Genomic DNA, 18,905 nt, shown 5'->3' with positions numbered 1-18,905 from the left:
GCTCGACTGCAGGATCCTGTCCGAAGACCGCCCCGGCTGCGGCCCGGCCAGCTATTCCGAAGCCCGCGCGCGTTTCCGGTTGCGCAACACCCGCGACACGACAAACCACGCGACGAGCGCGAGAATGATGATGACGATCAGGTCCGAGAGCACTCCACTCCATTGCTCGAGGACTGGCCGGATCGCGGGGCCGAAGGCGTAGCCGAGGCCGATCCAGAGGCCGTTCCACAACCCGGAACCGGCGAAGGTATAGCAGGTGAACTTCAACAGCGACATGCGCTCAATCCCGGCCGGGATCGAGATAAACGAGCGCACGAGCGGCACGCAGCGCCCAAAGAAGACGGCGGCGCCACCCCACCTCTGAAAGAACGCTTCGGCCCGATCGAAGTCGTCGTGCTCCATGAGCGGGATCTTGCCGACCACCCGGCGCGTGCGATCGCGCCCGAACGCCGCCCCGATCGCGTACCAGAGCCACGCGCCAATGAGCGCGCCGAGCGTGGCCATGGCCCACGCCAGCCAAAAACTCATGCGCCCCTCGTATGCGAGAAATCCTGCCCCGGGCAGCACCGCCTCGGAGGGAATGGGCGGCACAAACGTTTCGATCAGGACGGCGAGGCCGACGCCGATCTCGCCGAGCTTGTCCATGAGGTCAAGCACCCACCCAATGAATCCCTCGTATCCGGTGCTGGGATCTGTCTGAGCCAGCACGGTGGCGGCGAGGGAGAAGGTCACAGGTGCTCGGCTTTCATCGAAGATCGTGAACGGCAGGGAAAGTCTTCGGGCGCGCGAGCGCCCCGACCAGTATGCCGCGCCCCGCTGGCAGAATCCCGGTTACAGGCCGAGGACGGCGCGAGCGATCGTGAAGTACACGATCAACCCGGTCGCGTCGCAGAAGGTCGAGATGAAGGGGGTCGAGAATACTGCGGGGTCAACACGGATGGCCTTTGCGAGCAGCGGCATGGCCCCGCCAACGGTCGCCGCAAGCGCGCAGATGATGAGCAACGACAGCCCGATGATGATGCCGAAGTCGAGGCCGAACACGAGGCCCGCGAGTGCGAAGCCGAGCGTGCCGAGCAGGGCGCCCAGTAGGGCACCCACCTGCACCTCGCGCAGCAGCACCTTGCCCACGTCGCTCGGGCGCACGTCACCCACCGCGAGGGCGCGGATGACCGTCGCGGCCGCCTGCGAACCCGTATTGCCTCCCGTGCCGGTGAGCAGTGGGATGAACAGGGCGAGCACGACCTGCTGTTCAAGCGTCGCCGAGAAGATGTCGAGCACTTGCACCGTCAGCAACGCCGAGACGGCAAGCACGAGCAGCCAAACGACCCGCGAGCGGGTAATCGAGAACACCGAGGTCGACAGGTACGGGCGGCGCAGCGGCTCGGCGCCGCCGGCGCGGGCCGCGTCCTCCTCCTCCGCGTCACGCAGGATCTGGTTCGCGTCGTCGATCGTCAAGATGCCCAGCAGGCGCCGCTCGCTGTCCACCACGGGCATCAGCAGGTACTCGCCATCGCTGAGCAACCGAGCCGCTTCTTCCGCCGGGAGTGTCGCGTTGACCACTTCCGGCTCGCTCATCAGCTCAGCGATGCGAATGCCGGGATCACTCGCGATCACTTCCCGCAGGCTGACCACGCCAACGATTTCTCGCGCGCGGTCGGTGACCAGCACGGTGTAAATCGTTTCGGCATCGGCGGCACCGCGGCGCACCCGCTCCATGGTCTGCGCCACGGTCAGATCCGGGTGCGTGCTCACATACTCCGGGCTCATGCGCCGGCCCACACTGCCCACCGGGTAGCCCAGGATCGCCGCGGTCTGCTCGCGCTCGCGGCGCGGCAGGCCGTGCAGCAGACGGGTGGCGACGCTCGCGGGGAGCTCCTCGATCAGCTGCGCGCGATCGTCGGGGTCGAGCTCCGCGAAGAGCGAGGTGACCTCGTCATCGCGCAGCGCAGCGACCAGGTCACCCTGGACGGCCGACTCGAGCCGCTCGAACACTTCGAGTGCCCGATCCTTGCTCAGCAGTCGGTAGATGATCGCGGCGCGGGCCAAGCTGGTGCGCTCCACGATGTCCGCGACCTCGCGCGGGGAGAGGAGGCTCAGGAGCTCGGAGGCGGCGGACAGCCGACCCGCCGCAACTTCTTGCAGCAGGTCCTGTTCGATGCGAACCGTTTCTTCCATGAGCCTCTCCCTTCCCAGCGCGAGCCTAGCGGTGCGGGATTAGGCGGAGGCGCGCTCCGCCATCTCGACCACGTTCTGCAGCAGCAGCGCGCGCGTCATCGGACCGACTCCGCCGGGGTTCGGCGAGATCCACGACGCGACCTCGGCCACCCCAGGATCGACGTCCCCGACGACACGGCTCTTGCCGGTCTCCGGGTCAGTCTTGCGCGAAACACCCACGTCAAGCACGATCGCTCCCGGCTTGACGTTTTCAGCGGTGACGATGCCTTCGACTCCCGCGGCAGCCACGATCACGTCGGCACGGCGCAGCTCGGCGCCGAGATCCTGCGTGCCCGTGTGCGTCAGCGTGACGGTCGCGTTGAACTCGCGCCGGGTCAGCAACGGGCCGATCGGGCGACCGACGGTCACCCCGCGACCCACCACGACGACATGCTTGCCCGCCCACGACAGGCCGTTGCGCTCGACCAGTTCGATCACGCCGCGCGGCGTGCACGGCAGCGGCGTCGTGATCTCGGTGTTCGCGTTGAGCACGAGCCAGCCGAGGTTCGTCGGGTGCAGCCCGTCCGCGTCCTTGTTCGGGTCGATCTTCCCGAGGATCCGGTCGGTATCGATGTGCTTCGGCAGCGGCAGCTGCACGATGTAGCCGGTGCAGGCCAGGTCGGCGTTGAGGTCGTCGAGGACGGCCTCGAGCTCCTCCTGCGTCACCGTCTCGGGCAGCTCGCGCTTGATCGACGAGATGCCGACCTCGGCGCAGTCGCGGTGCTTGCCCGCGACGTACCACTGCGAGCCCGGGTCGGCGCCAACGAGCACGGTCGCGAGCCCGGGAACGATCCCGCGCTCGGCGAGGGCCGAAACCCGCACCCGCAGCTCGTCCTTGATCGAAGCGGCGGCTGCCGTCCCGTCGAGTTTCTGAGCGGTCAACGGCCTACCACTCTTCGAGGCCGGGGTACAGCGGGAACGCGTCGGCGAGCTTCGTGACGCGTGCCGCGAGCGCCTCGACGTCGGCACCAGGCTGCAGAGTGCGCGCGATGATGTCCGACACCTCGGCGAACTCGACATCGCCGAAGCCGCGGGTCGCGAGCGCGGGGGTGCCGATGCGGAGGCCGCTCGTCACCATCGGCGGGCGCGGGTCGAAGGGCACCGAGTTGCGGTTGACCGTGATGCCGACCGCGTGCAGCGCGTCCTCGGCCTGCTGGCCGTCGAGCTCGGAGTGGCGGAGGTCAGCGAGCACGAGGTGCACGTCGGTGCCGCCCGTGAGCACGTCAATGCCAGCGGCCTTCGACGCGTCAGAGGTCAGGGCCGACGCGAGCAGCTTCGCGCCCGAGAGGGTGCGCACCTGGCGGTCCTTGAACTCGTCGCTCGCGGCGAGCAGGAACGCGGTCGCCTTCGCGGCGATCACGTGCATGAGCGGGCCGCCCTGGTGGCCGGGGAAGACGTTCGAGTTGATCTTCTTGTGGATCTCGAGGTCGTTCGTGAGGATGAAGCCCGAGCGGGGGCCGCCGATGGTCTTGTGCACGGTCGACGAGACGACGTGCGCGTGGGGCACCGGGTTCGGGTGCAGGCCCGCGGCGACGAGTCCCGCGAAGTGCGCCATGTCGACCCACAGGGTCGCGCCGACCTCGTCGGCAATCGCGCGGAACGCGGCGAAATCGATCTGACGGGGGTACGCCGACCAACCGGCAATGATGACCTTGGGCTTCGCCTCGAGCGCCTTCTGGCGAACGACGTCCATGTCGATGAGGAACGTCTCGGGGTCGACGCCGTAGGAGGCGACCTTGTAGAGCTTGCCCGAGAAGTTGAGCTTCATGCCGTGGGTGAGGTGGCCACCGTGCGACAGTTCGAGGCCCAGGATCGTGTCGCCGGGCTCGGCGATCGCCGAGAGCACCGCGGCGTTCGCCGACGCACCCGAGTGGGGCTGCACGTTGGCGTACTTCGCACCGAACAGGCTCTTGGCACGGTCGCGGGCCAAGTCCTCGGCGATGTCGACGAACTCGCAGCCGCCGTAGTAGCGACGTCCGGGGTAGCCCTCGGCGTACTTGTTCGTGAGCACGGAGCCCTGGGCCTCGAGCACGGCGCGCGGAACGAAGTTCTCGCTCGCGATCATCTCGAGGGTGCCGCGCTGGCGGCCGAGCTCCTGGGTGAGCACTGCGGCGATCTCAGGATCGACGACCGCAAGGGGCTCGTTGAAGAAAGCGGACTGGTTCGTCAAGGAATTACCTCTTTCACTCCCACCCGGCACGCGGGTGACATCAGTTCAACGGCCCAGGCGAGCGGCCAGACTCTCGGTTCGTCGCTCCCCGATGGTGTCCATCTGTACGCCAGTCACGACTGTTCGAAAGCATATCAGCGCAGCGAGATCTACTACCCTGGGGAGCGATGAGTACCACCACCGCGCAGTCCGCGCTTTCCCCAGCCCCCGTTTCCGCTCCCCAGTGGGTCCTCACCCTGTCGTGCGTCGACGGTCCGGGAATCGTGCACGCGGTGAGCGGCGCGATCGTGGCATCCGGAGGAAACATCGAGGAGAGCCAGCAGTTCGCGAGCCACGACACCGGACGCTTCTTCATGCGCATCCAGGTCGCGGCGGTCGCCCAGCCCGAGACGTTTGAGGCGCGCTTCAACGACGCGCTCTCTTCCGTCACCCACCGCTACAACATGTCCTGGCGGCTCGACGTGGTGGGCCGCCCGGTGCGCACCCTCATTTTGGCCTCCACTGCGACGCACTGCGTCAACGATCTGCTCTACCGTCGCCGCGGCGGCCAGCTGCCCATCGAGGTTCCGCTGATCCTGTCGAACCACGAGACGGTGCGCGACATCGCCGAGTTCTATGGCGCGCCGTTCGAATACCGGGCCATCGCGGGCGCCGAGGACAAGGCGGCGTTCGAGGCCCGCGTGCTCGAAGCGGTTGAGGAGCACGACATCGAGCTCGTCGTGCTGGCCCGCTACATGCAGATCCTGTCTCCCGAGCTCTGCGAGGCGCTCGCGGGACGCGCGATCAACATTCACCACTCGTTCCTCCCGGGATTCAAGGGTGCGAACCCGTACAAGCAGGCGCACCGCCGCGGCGTAAAGCTGATCGGCGCGACGGCGCACTTCGTGACGACCGACCTCGACGAGGGCCCGATCATCGAGCAGGCCGTCACCCGCGTCGACCACTCCTACTCGCCCACCGAGCTCATGCAGCTCGGTCAGGATGAAGAGGCGCGCACCCTGCGTCGCGCGGTGACCTGGTTCGCCGAGAACCGGATCCTGTCCGACGGCGACCGCACGATCATCTTCCACTAGGCGAACCGGCAGGATCCTGCCCCTGCGCCACCCCGCACCCCGCCCGAATTCCCCGCAGTCGGGGAGCCTCGCGTGCCATCTAGTGAGCGCAAATGGCTGGTTCCCGCACCAGCAAGGGACCATTCGCGCTCATTAGATGAGCCAGAAACACCCTGCCCCGGCCTACCCCGCCGCGAGTCGCGCGCGCAGCCCGCTGATCATCACGTCGAGCCCGAGCTCGAATGCGACGTCGGCGGGTCGACGCCCGGCGATCGCGGTTCGCCGCGCCGCGTGGGCGGCCGTATAGAGCGGCACGTCCACGCGATCCCCGGGGTTGAGGATTTCGTCGTCGGCGACCGCGTCGAGCGCGGAGCCGAGGATGAACGACTCGAGCGCGACCATGACCGACAGCAGCTGGTCCACGGGCCAGCCACCCTGCTCGAGCGCGGTCAGCACCTTTTCGTACATCAAACTGATGCGCGAGTCGGGCAGCACCGGGGTGACCGCGAGCAACGCAATCGTAGGCGGGTGCGCGGCGAAGGCGTCCCGATAGGAGTGCGCCCAGACCACCAAAGCCTCGTCCCAGGGCAGCTCGTCAAACATCGCACCGTCGATGCGATCGCCGATGAGCTCGCGCACCCCGGCGATCACGTCGTCCTGCCCCGCAACGTGGTTGTACAGCGCGGAGGGCTGCACGCCGAGCTCACGCGCGATATCGCGCATGCCCGAGCCGTGCGCCCCGCGCTCATCGAGGAGCTTCAGTCCGGCCTCGAAGATGATGTCGCGGCTGAGCACGCGTTTGGGGGGCCGCCCAACACGGCGCTTGGGTACAACAGTCATGCGTGAATCTCCCTTGGTTCACTGAGGATCTCGCTTCCCCGAGCCGCACACCCCCAGTGTTGAGTTCGCGCGGCGCCCTACTTCGTACTAATGTCTATCAGCAGTGTAAAGAACACCGTTCATTAAAAGCGAACCGGGGCTTTCGCGCTCGCACGCTGAGCGCCCACACCGGGTATCAAGGGAGATAACAGTGAGTCAGACGCAAACCGTTCACCTGAAGCGGGAGCTGGGCCTCGGCGGCCTTGTCCTCTTCGGCCTCGCCTACATGGCGATCGCCACGGTATTCACCACTTACGGCATCGTCAATCAGGTGACCGAGGGTCGCCTGCCGCTCGCCTACACGGTCGCGCTGCTCACGATGCTCTTCACGGCCTACAGCTACGCCTCGATGGTGCGCCGCTATCCGGTCGCAGGATCCGCGTACACCTACGCGCAGCAGGCATTTGGCGGCGGCGTCGGCTTCATGACCGGCTGGGTGCTGCTGCTCGACTACCTCTTCATCCCGATGATCAACTTCATGATCCTCGGCCTGTACGTGAGCACGCAATTCCCGAGCATCCCCGCCTGGATCCCCTCGCTGCTCACCCTGCTCGCCGTCTTCGTGTTCAACGTGCTCGGCATCAAGCTGGTCAGCAAGCTGAACATCTTCGTCATCGCGCTGTCCGTGGCCTCGATGGCGATCTTCGCCATCTTCGCCATCAAGATGACGATCAACGACCCGAATGCCCCCGGCATCCTCGAGCCCTTCATCCCCGGTTCCGAGGGCTTCAGCCCGATCTTCGCTGGCGCAGGCATCCTCGCCCTCTCCTTCCTCGGCTTCGACGCGGTTTCGACCCTGTCGGAAGAAGCCAAGCACCCGCGGCGCGACATCCCGCGCGCCATCATGCTCACGACCCTCATCGGCGGCGTGCTCTTCATCGTGGTCTCGTGGATCGGCGCGCGCGCCTACACGCTCCCCGACTGGGCTGAGGCTCCCCGCGAGCTGATCGACGCGGCCGGCATCGTGCTCGCTCATCACGTCGCAGGCGATTGGCTCGGCGTCATCTTCGTCGTCTTCTCGGTGGCCGGCTGCTTCGGCTCCGGCCTCGCCGGCCAGGTCTCGGTCGCCCGCATCCTCTACTCGATGGGCCGTGACGGCACGCTTCCCAAGCCGCTCGGAATCTTGTCGAAGCGATTCGGCACCCCGATTATCGCCGCGACGGCAGTCTCAATCTTCGCGCTGCTCAGCCTCGTGCTGACGCTCGAGCAGGCGGCGTTCATGATCAGCTTCGGCGCGCTCGCCGCGTTCGCGATGGTGAACCTCTCGGTGATCCGCGTCTACCTGTTCCCGAAGCAAGGCGAGGTCGCCGAGCGCACCCCCCTCGGTTGGATCAAGTACGGCATCGCCCCGATCATCGGCTTCGCCCTGACGATCTGGCTGTGGACCTCACTCGATCCCGGCACCTGGGTGGTCGGCGGCATCTGGTTCGCCGTCGGCCTCGCGATCCTGCTCGCGAAGACCCGTTTCTTCACGAAGCCGGTGCCGAAGATGGACCTCTCGGAGGGCCCCGAGACGCGCGTCATCGACGCGATCGCCAAGGAAGCCCCCTTCAAGTAGGCTGCGACGGGGCGGCGCGCATGGCGTCGCCCCGTTTCCCTGCCCAGCGGTTCACATCCCACAGGATCGCCGCGGCCGCAGCATCCTCAATCACACAGCTCGAGCAACTCGGAGGTCACCGATGACCACGGTCATTACCGGCGGAACCATTCTCATTGACGCGGATCTGGACGGGTCCCCCGTCAGCACTTACGCGATCGCCTTCCGGGATGGCCGAGTTGCCGCCCACGGCGCCGAGGCCGAGGCGCTCGCGAGCGCCGCGGGCGCCCGTACGCTCGACCTCGCGGGGGGTGTGCTCGCCCCCGGACTCGGCGACGGCCACTGCCACCCGATTCTCGGCGCGCTCGAGGCGAACGGCCCGGCGGTGCGCGCCGCGGCAACCGTCGAAGAGATCGTGGAGGCCGTCCGCGTCTGGAAGGAAGCCCACCCCGACGACGAGTGGATCATCGGCGGCAGCTACGACGCGACCTTCACCCCCGGCGGCATCTTTGACGCCCACTGGCTCGACGAGGTAACGGGCGATACCCCCACGATTCTGCGCGCCTGGGATTACCACACCGCCTGGGTGAACTCAGCTGCGCTCGCGGCCGGCGGCATCACCGCCGAGACCCCCGACCCCGAGCTCGGGCGCATCGTGCGCCGCGAGGACGGCTCGCCGATCGGCACGCTGCAGGAGGCCGCGGCAAACGACTTCCTCGCGAACATCGTTCCCGAGCGCGGCCTCGCCGTCCGCGTCGACGCGATCGAGCGGGCCACCCGCGAGTTCGCCGAGATCGGCATCACCTGGATCCAGGACGCCTGGGTCGAGGGCAGCGACGTCGCCGTCTACCTCGATGCCGCCGCGCAGAACCGCCTCCACACGCGCGTGAACCTCGCGTTCCGCGCCGACCCCTTCACCTGGCGTGAGCAGGTCGCCCAGTTCCTAGCCGACCGCGAGCGCGTGATCGCTCTCGGGCACGAGCGCCTCACCGCACAGACCGTCAAGTTCTTCCTCGACGGCGTGATCGAGGGGCACACCGCGGCCCTGCTCGAGCCCTACGCCGACCGTCCCGACGACTCGGGCCTGCCGAACTGGACCGACGCCGAACTGCAGGCGGCGACCGCCGCGTTCGATGCCGCCGGCTTCCAGCTGCACCTGCACGCCATCGGCGACGCCGCGAACCGCAGCGCCCTCGATGCGTTCGAGGCGATCCGCGACAGCGGCGTCGACCCCGAGCGTGCGCGCCACCACGTCGTCGCGCACGTCGCGATGCTCGCGCCCGAGGACGTCGCCCGCTTCGCCGAGCTCGACGTCATCGCGAACTTCGAGCCCTACTGGGCCAAGTGCGATTCGGTCATGGAGAACCTCACGATCCCGCACATCGGGCAGGATCGCGACGACCGGCAGTACCTCATCGGCTCGCTCGTGCGCTCGGGAGCCACGATCTCGTTCGGCAGCGACTGGCCCGTGACCACGCTTGATTGGCGTGAGGCGTTCTCGACCGCGATCCTGCGAAACAGCCACCTCACCCCTGACGAGCCGGCCTGGCTGCCGAACGAGGTCGTGAACGCGGGCACCGCCCTCGCGGCGTACACGAAGGGCATCGCGCGCCAGGCGCTCGCGCCCGAACGCGGCACTCTGGCAGTCGGTTCGCCCGCCGACGCCGTCTGGCTCTCGGGAAACCCGCTCGAGGTCGCCGCGCACGAGGTCCCCGACCTCGCGGTGCGCGGCACCTGGATCGCCGGGGAGCCGACCTACACGGCGTAGCTCCCGAACGCCGGCACCGGCGGCCCGGCGAATTCACCGCCCGGCCGCCGGTAGACTGGCCTGGTGAGCAGCGCACCAGTCCCGGCCCCCATCCAGTCCTCGATTTTGCAGGCGGCGCGTGCCCTGTGGCACCTCCTCGCCGTCGTCGCCATCACCGTCTGGGGCTTCCTGGCGTGGCCGCTTCCGCTGCCCGGCATCTTTGTCGGCCTGGGCGCGCTCGTCTTCTCGGTACTGATCTGGGCGCTGTTCCTGTCGCCGCGCCCCGTGCTGCCGACCGACCGCTTCGGCCGCAGCCTCGTCGAGCTGGTCTTCCTCGGCTCAGCCGTCGCCGCGGCGCTCGCGATCGGTGTGCCGTGGGTCATCGCCGCCGTCTACGGCGTGGTCGGTGCCGTCTACGGCTACCTCGCGCTGCGTCCCAAGGCGTAACCTCTTCTGCAGGATCCCGGCGGAATATTGCGGCCGCGTTTCTGGTTGCACCCGGCATGGAACCTGACGCTGCTGCCCCATCCTCCCGCCTGATCCTTGGCCTTGACACTTTCGGCGACGTCACTGAGCGCGCCGATGGGAGCACCGCTTCACACGCCGAGGTTATCCGCGACGTCATCGAGCAGGGCGTCGCCGCCGAGCGCGCTGGGGTCGACGCGTTCACCCTGGGCGAGCACCACCGGGCTGACTTCGCGATCAGCTCGCCCGAGGTCATCCTGGCCGCGATCGCCGCGCGTACGGACCGGATCCTGCTGGGCACCGGCGTAACCGTACTCTCAAGCGACGACCCGGTGCGCGTCTACGAGCGCTTCGCGACGCTCGACGCGATCAGCAACGGACGCAGCGAGGTGGTGCTCGGACGCGGCTCGTTCACCGAGTCGTTCCCGCTGTTCGGGTTCAAGCTCTCCGACTACGACACCCTGTTCTCTGAGAAGCTCGAGTTGTTCTCACGGCTACGCGCCGAGGGCCCCGTGACCTGGTCGGGCCAGCACCGCAGCGCGCTCTCCGAGCAGGAGGTCTTCCCGAAGACCGAGCGTGAGGGCGGCGTAAGCGCGTGGATCGGCGTGGGCGGCAGCCCTGAGTCCGTGTTGCGCAGCGTCCGATCCGGGATCCCGATGATGCTCGCGATCATCGGCGGTGATCCCGCGCGCTTCCTGCCCTTCGTGCGCCTCTACCGGCAAACGCAGATCGACCTCGGCCGCGAGTCGATGCCGCTCGCCGTCCACTCCCCCGGGCACATCGCCGAGACCGACGCACTCGCGCGCGAGCAGCTCTGGCCCCACTTCCGGGACAACCGCAACCGCATCGGCGCCGAGCGGGGCTGGCCGGCGACCACGCGTGAGGAGTTCGAGCACGAGGCCGACAACGGCTCGCTGTATGTCGGCTCTCCCGAGACGGTCGCGCAGCGCATCGCTCAGACCGTGCGCACGCTCGGCCTCGACCGCTTCGACCTCAAGTACGCGAGCGGGCCCATGCCGCACGCGGAGCTGATGCAGTCGATCAAGCTGTACGGCCACGTCGTCGCCCCGCGGGTGCGCGAGCTGCTTGCGGCGCAGGTCTAATCGACCCCAGTAGCCGAAAACGACAGTGGCGCGTGACCGGGAAGGTCACGCGCCACTGTCGTCAGGAGACCTCGGAGACTACTGCGGCACCGTCATCTCACGCCACGCTCCGGTCGCGGCCTCGGTCGGCATTCCGTCGAGCACGCGAATCGTGCGGGTCGAAGGCTCGGTCACGATCGTGGCCAGGGTGCCCCAGCGCTCACCGAGCTGCTTGGTCATGTCGGGCACGCTGCAGAGCGGCGGCTGGCCCTCGCCGCTGAGCAGCAGCTCGACCATGGCCTCCGCGCTTGCGGGCAGCCCGCCCGCGAGACGCTCGCGCACGAGCGCGAGACGCTCGGACGAGTCGGGCTCGTAGACCTCGGTCTTCTGCGCCGCGAGCGGCGTCACGTCCTGAAAATGGTTCGTGCGCTGCACCGATCCGTCAACCTCGCCAATCACGAAGACACCGTCGGGGCTCATCTCGACCGACACGGACTGTTCGCCGTCGAGCATCGTGAATGCCGACGACGAATTGATCGGCGCCTCGCGGATCAGCTCGATCGCTTCAGCGACGCTCGCGCACTCGGAGAGAACGATCGACGACAGCACATGCATCGGCACGCCGCCCGGGCCGTCCAGGCGGTGTCCGAGAATGTTGAAGTGCAGAGCGAGACCGCGCTCGTTCATGCCGATCTTGCTGAGAATGCCCTGCTCAGTGAGCCCCGCATAGCGAAACCCCGGGCCATCAACCTCGTGCGTGTGCCAGAACTGGTCGAGCTCGATGTGCCAGTCCCAGGTCTGCACGCCGAGGCGGCGACCGTCGACGAGGGCGGCGACCGTCGAACACTCGCTCGAGCCGGTGCTGCTCAGCGCAATAATTTCGGTGCGCGCATTCAGCGCGACGATCTCAAGCAGGTCGAGGCCGGATGACTCGGCGACGGCGGTGAGCTCATCGACGATTTCGGGGCGCCAGACGGATAGGGCCTCGACAGTGCGCTGGGCGCCTTCGCGCTCCATCTCGAGGGTGACGCCGAGCTTGCGGAAGAGCTCCGCGTAGCCGGCGTAGGCGCCGGGCAGGCTGCCTCGCAGCTGCTCGCCACGGCTGCGGCCAAGTTCGGCCCAGGTCTCGCCTGAGACGCGAAGGTGAAGTCGTTCGGTTTTCTGGGTCATGAAAGTACTTTCATTCGATGCCGCGCCGTTGCGGGGCATTCAGCCTATAGTGCGGTGAGGCCGGCGGGTGTTCGCCGGCGCTGAGGCGGGTGTTACGAGCTTGTGCCGAGGAGCGAGTCCCGAAGCCCGCGCTGCGGCTTCCACCCTGGCCGCGGGGCCGAGGCGATGAGCAGCTGCGTGTAGGGATCCTGCGGGTGGTCGAGCACCTGATCGACGGTGCCCCGCTCGATGATGCGACCGTGCCGCATCACGACGACGTCGTCGGCAATGTCACGCACCACCGAGAGATCGTGCGTGATGAAGAGGTAGCTCAGGCCGTGTTCGGCGCGCAGGCGCTTGAGTACCTGGAGCACCTGGGCCTGCACCGACACGTCGAGCGCAGAGACGGCCTCGTCGAGCACGATGATCTTCGGGTTGGCCGCGAGGGCGCGGGCGATCGCGACGCGCTGTTTCTGGCCACCCGACAGTGCGCCGGGCAGCGCGTCGGCGTGACGCTCGGTCAGCCCAACCTCCGCGAAAAGTTCGAGCACACGTGCCCGGCGCCCGGCGCGATCGAGGTCTGGACAGTGCGCGCGCAGCATCTCGTCGATGGTCGCCGAGACCGGCAGCGAGCGGTTGAGCGATCCCTGCGGGTCCTGGAACACCATCTGGACATACTTCGAGCGCTCGCGCAGCTGTGCCCGCGAGGTCGTGGGACGCACCTCGGTTCCGGCGATCCGGACCGTGCCGGAATCGGCGCTTTCCAGACCGACGACGACCTTCGCAAGCGTCGACTTGCCCGATCCAGACTCACCGACCACCGCGAGGCAGGTGCCTTCCCGCAGCTCGCATGTGACATCGTCGAGCGCCGCGACGCTGGCCTTGCGGCTCAGGTGGAACGTGCGCCTCAGGCCAACAACCTCAATGATGGGGGTCTCGCTCATGCTCCGGCCTCCTGCGTCGGTACGGGGTGCCCGGCCGGGTACAGCATCGGCCGGGCGGCCATCAGTTCACGGGTGTACTCGGTCTTCGGGTTGTCCCGGATCTCATCGGGCGTGCCGATCTCGAGGATCTCGCCGTTCTTCATGACCGCGAGGCGGTCGCAGACGGCGGCCGCGAGGTCGAGGTCGTGGGTGACGAAAATCATCGTCAAGCCGTGCTCGCGGCGCTTCTCGTCCAGGATCGCGACGACCTCAGCCTGCGTGGTCACGTCGAGCGCGGTAGTCGGCTCGTCGGCAAGCAGCAGCTTCGGTTCACCCGAGAGCGCGCCGGCGATGACGACGCGCTGGAGCATGCCGCCCGAGAGCTGGTGCGGGTAAGACCGCATCACGCGCTCGGTGTCGGTAATGCCGACCTCGCGCAGCAGCTCGATCGCCCGCTCACGGGCGGCGGACTTCGACATGCTGCGCGCGTCGCTCATCCCCTCGATGAGGTAGCGCTCGACGGGCAGCACCGGGTTCAGCGCGCCGTGCGGGTTCTGGGCGATGAGCGCGAGCTCGTTCGCGCGGATCCTGCGCAGGTCCTCGCCGCTCGCGTTCAGGAGGTCCGTGCCGTCGAGCTCGATCCCGCCCTCCACGCGTGCGCCGCTCGGCTCGATGCCGAGAATGCACTTGAGGGTCATCGACTTGCCCGAGCCCGATTCACCGACGAGGCCGAGGGCCTCGCCCTGCGCGAGCTCGAACGAGTTCCCGTGCAGGATCTCGGTCTCCGCACGGGTGGCGGGGTCGGTGACGGTGAGCACTAGTCCATTGATCTTCAGCATCAGCGCGTCCCTCCGACAGCCCGGCGTCCGCCCAGCTGCTCTCCGACGTAGCCGAAAGCGGCCACGGTGATCACAATTGCGAGACCGGCAAAGATGCTCTGCTCCCAGTACCCCTGCTGCAGCGACGCCTGGCCGTTCGAGACCATCAGGCCCCAGTCCGCCGCGGGCGGCTGCACGCCGAGTCCGAGGAACGAGAGCGCCGCGAGTTCGATCATGGCGGCGCCGAAGTTGATCGTCATACCGGTAAAGATCTGCGTGCGCACGTTCGGGAGGATGTGCCGAACGGTGATGATGAATCCCGAGATGCCCTGCAGTTGCGCCGAGGAGACATAGGGCAGCCCGCGCTCGCGCAGCGCCACCGAGCGGATGACCCGCGCCGAGTAGGGCGTGAACCCGATGGCCAGGGCGATCGAGGCGGTCACGAGCGAGGGGCCAAAGATCGCGATCGCGAGAATCGCGAGCAGCATGTTCGGGAAGGCGAACAGAATGTCGAGGACGCGGCTGATGAATGCGTCGACCTTGCCGCCGAACCAGACCGCGGTGAGCGCGAGCGTCGTGGCGAGGAACGCCGTGATGACGATCACGATGAGCGGGCCGAGGAGGCTGGTGCGCGAGCCCCAGATGATGCGCGAGAAAATATCGCGACCCGACTGGTCGGTGCCCATCAGGTGCGCGAGGCTCCACGCCTCGTGACGGGCGGTGACGCTGCCCACGTACGGGTCGTACGGCGCGAGCACCGGTGCAAGGATCGCCATGAGTACGACGCCCACGATGATCACGGCGCACACGATGCCGACGGCGCCGAGGCGGTTGTTCAGCCGGCGCCACCAGGTCTGGGGCAGGTCGTGGCGGTGGCGGCGGACGAGCTGCACCGCGACGGTGTCTTGAGCGGTCGTGTTCCGACTCACTTCAGTGGGCTTGTTCATCGCGCCGACACTCCCTTGTTCAGGCGGACCCGGGGGTCGATCACTGCATACAGCAGGTCGACGATGAGGTTGATGAGGCCGAAGGCGAGCACCATGATGAGCGCGATGGCCTGGACGACGGCGAAGTCCTTCTTCTGCACCGAATTCACGAGCAGCGAACCAATGCCGTCGAGGGTGAAGGCGTACTCGATGACGAAGGCGGCGGCGAGCAGGCCCGCGATGTTCGTTCCGAGCACGGTGGTCACCGGAAGCATGGAGTTACGGATGGTGTGGCGCCACAGCACGATCTGCTTGGGAACGCCACGGGCGATTGCCATCACCACGTGCTCGGACCCCTGCTCCTCGCGCACCGCGGTGCGCGTGATGCGCGCAACGATGGCGATACCGGGCAGGGCGAGGGCGATGGCGGGCAGCGTGAGGTGCCAGATCCTGTCGACGAACCCCTCACCGGATCCGGAAACCGGGAACCAGCCGAGGTTTGCGCCGAACAGCGCCATGAGCACGAGCGCTGCGAAGAAGGTCGGGACGGCGAAGCCGAGGTTCGAGCCGAAGACGACGAGCTTTTCGAAGATGCCCGAGCGGGTGGCCGAAAGCACGCCCAGCCCGACGCCGATGATCGCGATCAGCAGCGCGGCATAGGTCGCAAGGAACAGTGTGGTGGGGAGCCGTGACGCGACGAGCGCGGTCACGTCCTGCTGCGAGACGAGCGAACGTCCCAGGTCGCCCTGGAGCGCGTCGAGCAGCCAGTTCCAATAGCGGAGAAGGAAGGGATCGTCCAGACCGTACTGCGCGCGGATCGCGGCGAGCACCTCCGGGCTGACCGTGCGTCCCTGGACGAGGAACTGCTCGGGGCTGCCCGGGGCGAGGTACATGCCGGAGAACACGATGAAGCTGGAGATCAGCAACACCAGTGCCAGCGCGGCGATACGTTTCAGTACATAGGTCATGGACGATCCCTTCCTGCGGGGGTTACCGGCTACTTGGCCGAGCCGAGGTCAGCGGCCCAGGGGTAGTAGAGGTAGATGAACGACGCCGGGGCGCCCGTGATCGACTTGTCCATGTACATCCGAACCGCGAGGTCAGCGATCGGCACCCACGGCTGCTGCTCCATGACCAGGGCCTCCGCCGCGACGGTGAGCTCCGCGCGCTTCGCCGGATCCGTCTCGGCCTGCGCCGCAGCGAGTGCCGCGTCGACTGCCGGGTCCGAGAAGTTCGAGTAGTTCTGGTCACTGCCGGTCTGAGCGACGCTCGCCAGGTGCAGCAGGGGGTCCGGTGCACTCAGGTAGTTCGTCGTGACGAAGCCGTCGTAGCCCTCGCGCGCCTCGGGATCGGAGAAGAACGCACCGAACTGGGCGCTCGGAATGCCGGTGGGCTCGAGGGTGATTCCGAGTTCCTTCGCGCCGTTCGCCATCTCATTGAGGATGTCGGCGTAGAAGCTACGCTCGCTCGGGTAGACGATCTTGATCGGCTGAGTCAGGTCGACCTTGGCCGCCTTGAGCTCTTCCTTCGCGGCTTCGATGTCGTAGCTGAGGTCGGGCAGTTCCTCGTCGCGCAGCTCGGCGACATCGGGGAACTGGTTCCACGGCGACTGCGGGACGACCGAGCGCGACGGCGTTCCCGTGCCCTCGTAGACGGTCTCGCTGATGGCTTCACGGTCGGTCGCGCGGGTCAGCGCACGACGCACGGCAGGATCGCCGAACGCGCCATTGCCGGTGGCGATGATGGCCATGATCTGCATGCCCTCGCCGTAGTACAGGTTGCCCTTCTCGCTGGTCGAGAGCTGGCTCAGCGCGGGAAGCGGCACGTCGTACGAGCCCTGGATCTCGCCGGTGGCGAGGCCGTTCGCGATGGCGGTCGGATCGACGACGAAGCCGATCTCGACCTGCTTGGCCTTGGCCGCGCGGTCCTGGTTCCAGTAGCCGTCGTAGCGATCGAGCGTGATCGACTGACCCTGCTTCCAATCGCCGACCTGGAACGGACCGGTGCACATGACGCCAGCATCGGGGTTGCCGTAGTTCTCGCCTGCGGCCTCGCGGAACTCCTGCTGCACCACGACACCGATGATGGTGGCAAGCGACGAGGGAAGCGCACTGTCGGCCTCGTTCAGGGTGACCGTAATCTCCCAGTCGCCGGTCTGCTCGACCGAGGCGATGTTCGACACGACGCCGCCGCCCCAGTAGCTGCCCTCAGCGGGGTCAATGTGGCGGTTGATCGAGTAGATCACGTCGTCGACGGTCATCGGCGTGCCGTCCCAGAACGTCACCTTGTCCTGGATCCCGAAGACCCAGGTCTTGCCGTCTTCGGTCTTCGAGTCGGTCGCGAGGTTCGGCTCGATCGAGAAGTCGGGCTGAATCTGGAAGAGCGACTCGCACAGGTTCGAGACGATGGTGTTCTCGGGGTAGTTGAACGCCTTGATCGGGTCGAGCGAGGCGAGTTCACCGTAGGTCGAGTTCCAGGTGACCTTGTCGATCTCACCGGTCGCTGCGGGGGTGACCTGCAACAGCTCGTTCTCGGAGGCGTTGCCACCGCCTTCGCCACCGCGTGCGCCTGAGGCACAGCCAGCGAGTGCCACACCGGACACTGCGAGGAGGGCGATTGACGCTCTCATCTTTGCGAGTTTCACGTAGTTCTCCATTCGGATTCGTCATTGAATCTCTTCCCGCGGGTCGCGCGGGAGCTGATCCATGCACGATCCTACGTTTTCCAAATCGATTTGTGCAAATCGATTTGTTTTGCCCCAGAATCCCGGCGCTCTCGGCCGGTTCACCCGGACCCCGCGCACGGGGCAGGCGAAGCGCGGGCTATGCTGAGGCCGTGCAGGCGGATCGACGTGCGACCATCAAAGATGTGGCAATTGCCGCTGGAGTGTCCCCGACGACCGTTTCGCACGCGCTGAACGGCAAGGGCGTTGTCCGGAAGGCCACCGTCGAACGCATCCAGAAAATCGCAGATGAGGTCGGGTATCGGCCGAGCGCCCTCGCCCGCGGACTCCGCGAGTCGCACATGGGCCTCATCGGGCTCATCATTCGCCCGCTGGACAGTCTCGAGACGTTCCTCCCCGAGGGCGTGGACTACTTCATGCGCTTCGCCGGATCCGCGGCACTCACCGCCATGGAGCGGGGCTATGGGCTCATGCTCGTCTCCGACCCGACCAAGCCGGGCGCTCCCGTGAGCACCCTCGCCGCCGACGCCTGCATCGTGACCGACCCCGTCGAGAACGACCCCGTGCTCACGCTCTTGCAGCGCCAGCGCATCCCCTCACTCTCGGTGGGCGCGGATCCTGCCCGGCCCCACGCGTTCCCTTCGATCGGCTCCAGCACAGCCCTCGAGACCACCCGCGTGCTCGACCACCTCGAGTCCGCGGGCGCGAGACGGGTCGCGATCGTCGTCGGCACTGACCGCAACGAGTGGAATCTCACCTCGCGCGCGAGCTACGTTGCCTGGTGCATTGAGCACGGGCAGGAACCACTCGTGCTCGAACAGGCCGAGACCATCGGCGAGGCGGCCGGAGAGGTCATCGCGGCCGAGGTCCTTGATACGAGCCCTGCGGACACCCGGCCTGACGCCGTGTACTGCCTCACCGGCAGGCATGCCGCGGGCCTCGTCGCCGCGGCTCAGGCGCGTGGCATTCGGGTACCGACCGACTTACTCGTCGTTGGCGGTTCAGACGCCCTGCAGAATCGGGTGGGCAGCCCGACGGTCACCGCCGTCGATCTGCGTCCCGAGTTGCTCGCCCGCAGCGCGGTTGAACTCGCGGTCCGACTCGCGGAGGGCCAGCCCGTAGAGCCGCTGATGCACGGGCCGCAGGGGGTCCTGCACATTCGAGAGTCAACGACCCGCTAGGAGCGTTCGGGGCGCTTCGCACGCGGGTTCTCGCCACCAACGTTGCCCCTGACCAGGCAGTGCTCACGCCTGCGCGAGG

Annotated in this window: 17 protein-coding genes and 1 riboswitch; of the genes, 6 read left to right on the top strand and 11 right to left on the bottom strand. The window is 67.4% G+C overall.

Features of this window, described 5'->3' with window-relative positions:
• Positions 1-51: 51 nt before the first annotated feature.
• The 4 genes from KOE53_RS08535 to glyA form a co-directional block, all read right to left on the bottom strand.
• A complete protein-coding gene (locus KOE53_RS08535; protein WP_353055615.1) occupies positions 52-732 on the bottom strand; it encodes a DedA family protein in 681 nt (226 codons plus the stop codon).
• Between the two features lie 99 nt (positions 733-831).
• Positions 832-2,175 (bottom strand): magnesium transporter, encoded by a 1,344-nt coding sequence (gene mgtE, locus KOE53_RS08530; RefSeq protein WP_188046577.1) that lies wholly within the window; start codon positions 2,173-2,175, stop codon positions 832-834.
• Positions 2,176-2,214: 39 nt separating this feature from the next.
• Entirely contained in the window at positions 2,215-3,096 is an 882-nt protein-coding gene (locus tag KOE53_RS08525; protein ID WP_188058149.1) for a bifunctional methylenetetrahydrofolate dehydrogenase/methenyltetrahydrofolate cyclohydrolase, read from the bottom strand.
• 4 nt (positions 3,097-3,100) lie between these two features.
• A complete protein-coding gene (gene glyA, locus KOE53_RS08520; RefSeq protein ID WP_188046579.1) occupies positions 3,101-4,384 on the bottom strand; it encodes a serine hydroxymethyltransferase in 1,284 nt (427 codons plus the stop codon).
• Between the two features lie 44 nt (positions 4,385-4,428).
• Positions 4,429-4,511, bottom strand: a riboswitch (ZMP/ZTP riboswitch).
• A gap of 40 nt (positions 4,512-4,551) precedes the next feature.
• On the opposite strand from glyA, the gene purU reads away from it, so the two are divergent.
• A complete protein-coding gene (gene purU / locus KOE53_RS08515; RefSeq protein WP_188058148.1) occupies positions 4,552-5,457 on the top strand; it encodes a formyltetrahydrofolate deformylase in 906 nt (301 codons plus the stop codon).
• Between the two features lie 162 nt (positions 5,458-5,619).
• Here the strand turns inward: purU and KOE53_RS08510 are convergent, their stop codons facing one another.
• Positions 5,620-6,276: a TetR/AcrR family transcriptional regulator gene (locus KOE53_RS08510; RefSeq protein ID WP_188058147.1), complete on the bottom strand. Its 657-nt coding sequence runs from the start codon at positions 6,274-6,276 to the stop codon at positions 5,620-5,622.
• A gap of 190 nt (positions 6,277-6,466) precedes the next feature.
• Between KOE53_RS08510 and KOE53_RS08505 the strand changes: the two genes are divergently transcribed.
• From KOE53_RS08505 to KOE53_RS08490, 4 genes are all read left to right on the top strand, one after another.
• Positions 6,467-7,873: an APC family permease gene (locus tag KOE53_RS08505; RefSeq protein ID WP_188046582.1), complete on the top strand. Its 1,407-nt coding sequence runs from the start codon at positions 6,467-6,469 to the stop codon at positions 7,871-7,873.
• Between the two features lie 121 nt (positions 7,874-7,994).
• On the top strand, positions 7,995-9,620 hold the full coding sequence (locus tag KOE53_RS08500; RefSeq protein ID WP_188058146.1) for an amidohydrolase: 1,626 nt from the start codon (positions 7,995-7,997) through the stop codon (positions 9,618-9,620).
• A 63-nt stretch (positions 9,621-9,683) separates the two neighbouring features.
• Positions 9,684-10,046 carry a DUF2568 domain-containing protein gene (locus KOE53_RS08495; RefSeq protein WP_188058145.1) on the top strand — a complete coding sequence of 121 codons (363 nt, stop codon included), beginning with the start codon at positions 9,684-9,686 and terminating at the stop codon, positions 10,044-10,046.
• Between the two features lie 56 nt (positions 10,047-10,102).
• Positions 10,103-11,167, top strand: a complete 1,065-nt coding sequence (locus KOE53_RS08490; RefSeq protein ID WP_188058144.1) for an LLM class flavin-dependent oxidoreductase — start codon at positions 10,103-10,105, stop codon at positions 11,165-11,167.
• A 78-nt stretch (positions 11,168-11,245) separates the two neighbouring features.
• Here KOE53_RS08490 and KOE53_RS08485 read toward each other — a convergent pair whose 3' ends face one another.
• From KOE53_RS08485 to KOE53_RS08460, 6 genes are all read right to left on the bottom strand, one after another.
• The gene (locus KOE53_RS08485) at positions 11,246-12,316 is read right to left on the bottom strand and encodes a C45 family autoproteolytic acyltransferase/hydrolase (protein WP_188058143.1); all 1,071 of its coding nucleotides are present in this window, start codon (positions 12,314-12,316) and stop codon (positions 11,246-11,248) included.
• Between the two features lie 92 nt (positions 12,317-12,408).
• On the bottom strand, positions 12,409-13,239 hold the full coding sequence (locus KOE53_RS08480; protein ID WP_188058142.1) for an ABC transporter ATP-binding protein: 831 nt from the start codon (positions 13,237-13,239) through the stop codon (positions 12,409-12,411).
• Positions 13,236-14,057, bottom strand: a complete 822-nt coding sequence (locus KOE53_RS08475; protein ID WP_188046588.1) for an ABC transporter ATP-binding protein — start codon at positions 14,055-14,057, stop codon at positions 13,236-13,238. The genes KOE53_RS08480 and KOE53_RS08475 overlap by 4 nt, the downstream gene beginning before the upstream one ends.
• Positions 14,057-14,983 (bottom strand): ABC transporter permease, encoded by a 927-nt coding sequence (locus KOE53_RS08470; protein ID WP_188046589.1) that lies wholly within the window; start codon positions 14,981-14,983, stop codon positions 14,057-14,059. Before KOE53_RS08470 ends, KOE53_RS08475 begins: the two co-directional genes overlap by 1 nt.
• Positions 14,980-15,930, bottom strand: coding sequence for an ABC transporter permease (locus KOE53_RS08465; protein WP_188046590.1), 951 nt, complete (start codon positions 15,928-15,930; stop codon positions 14,980-14,982). The genes KOE53_RS08470 and KOE53_RS08465 overlap by 4 nt, the downstream gene beginning before the upstream one ends.
• A 29-nt stretch (positions 15,931-15,959) precedes the next feature.
• Positions 15,960-17,591 (bottom strand): ABC transporter substrate-binding protein, encoded by a 1,632-nt coding sequence (locus KOE53_RS08460; RefSeq protein WP_251364229.1) that lies wholly within the window; start codon positions 17,589-17,591, stop codon positions 15,960-15,962.
• Between the two features lie 206 nt (positions 17,592-17,797).
• Between KOE53_RS08460 and KOE53_RS08455 the strand changes: the two genes are divergently transcribed.
• Entirely contained in the window at positions 17,798-18,826 is a 1,029-nt protein-coding gene (locus KOE53_RS08455) for a LacI family DNA-binding transcriptional regulator (RefSeq protein WP_241095444.1), read from the top strand.
• Positions 18,827-18,905 lie beyond the last annotated feature (79 nt).

It is taken from the genome of Leucobacter sp. CX87 (assembly GCF_018682295.1).
In the GTDB taxonomy this organism is placed as follows: domain Bacteria; phylum Actinomycetota; class Actinomycetes; order Actinomycetales; family Microbacteriaceae; genus Cx-87.
Note: the sequence above shows the minus strand (reverse complement) of the source record. Positions and strands in the feature narration are given on the sequence as shown.

Coding starts and splice junctions, on each gene's coding strand:
- mgtE (WP_188046577.1), bottom strand. CDS start 2,175: ATGGAAGAAACGGTTCGCATCGAACAGGACCTGCTGCAAGAAGTTGCG.
- purU (WP_188058148.1), top strand. CDS start 4,552: ATGAGTACCACCACCGCGCAGTCCGCGCTTTCCCCAGCCCCCGTTTCC.
- KOE53_RS08510 (WP_188058147.1), bottom strand. CDS start 6,276: ATGACTGTTGTACCCAAGCGCCGTGTTGGGCGGCCCCCCAAACGCGTG.
- KOE53_RS08500 (WP_188058146.1), top strand. CDS start 7,995: ATGACCACGGTCATTACCGGCGGAACCATTCTCATTGACGCGGATCTG.
- KOE53_RS08490 (WP_188058144.1), top strand. CDS start 10,103: ATGGAACCTGACGCTGCTGCCCCATCCTCCCGCCTGATCCTTGGCCTT.
- KOE53_RS08485 (WP_188058143.1), bottom strand. CDS start 12,316: ATGACCCAGAAAACCGAACGACTTCACCTTCGCGTCTCAGGCGAGACC.
- KOE53_RS08480 (WP_188058142.1), bottom strand. CDS start 13,239: ATGAGCGAGACCCCCATCATTGAGGTTGTTGGCCTGAGGCGCACGTTC.
- KOE53_RS08475 (WP_188046588.1), bottom strand. CDS start 14,057: ATGCTGAAGATCAATGGACTAGTGCTCACCGTCACCGACCCCGCCACC.
- KOE53_RS08470 (WP_188046589.1), bottom strand. CDS start 14,983: ATGAACAAGCCCACTGAAGTGAGTCGGAACACGACCGCTCAAGACACC.
- KOE53_RS08465 (WP_188046590.1), bottom strand. CDS start 15,930: ATGACCTATGTACTGAAACGTATCGCCGCGCTGGCACTGGTGTTGCTG.
- KOE53_RS08460 (WP_251364229.1), bottom strand. CDS start 17,591: ATGAGAGCGTCAATCGCCCTCCTCGCAGTGTCCGGTGTGGCACTCGCT.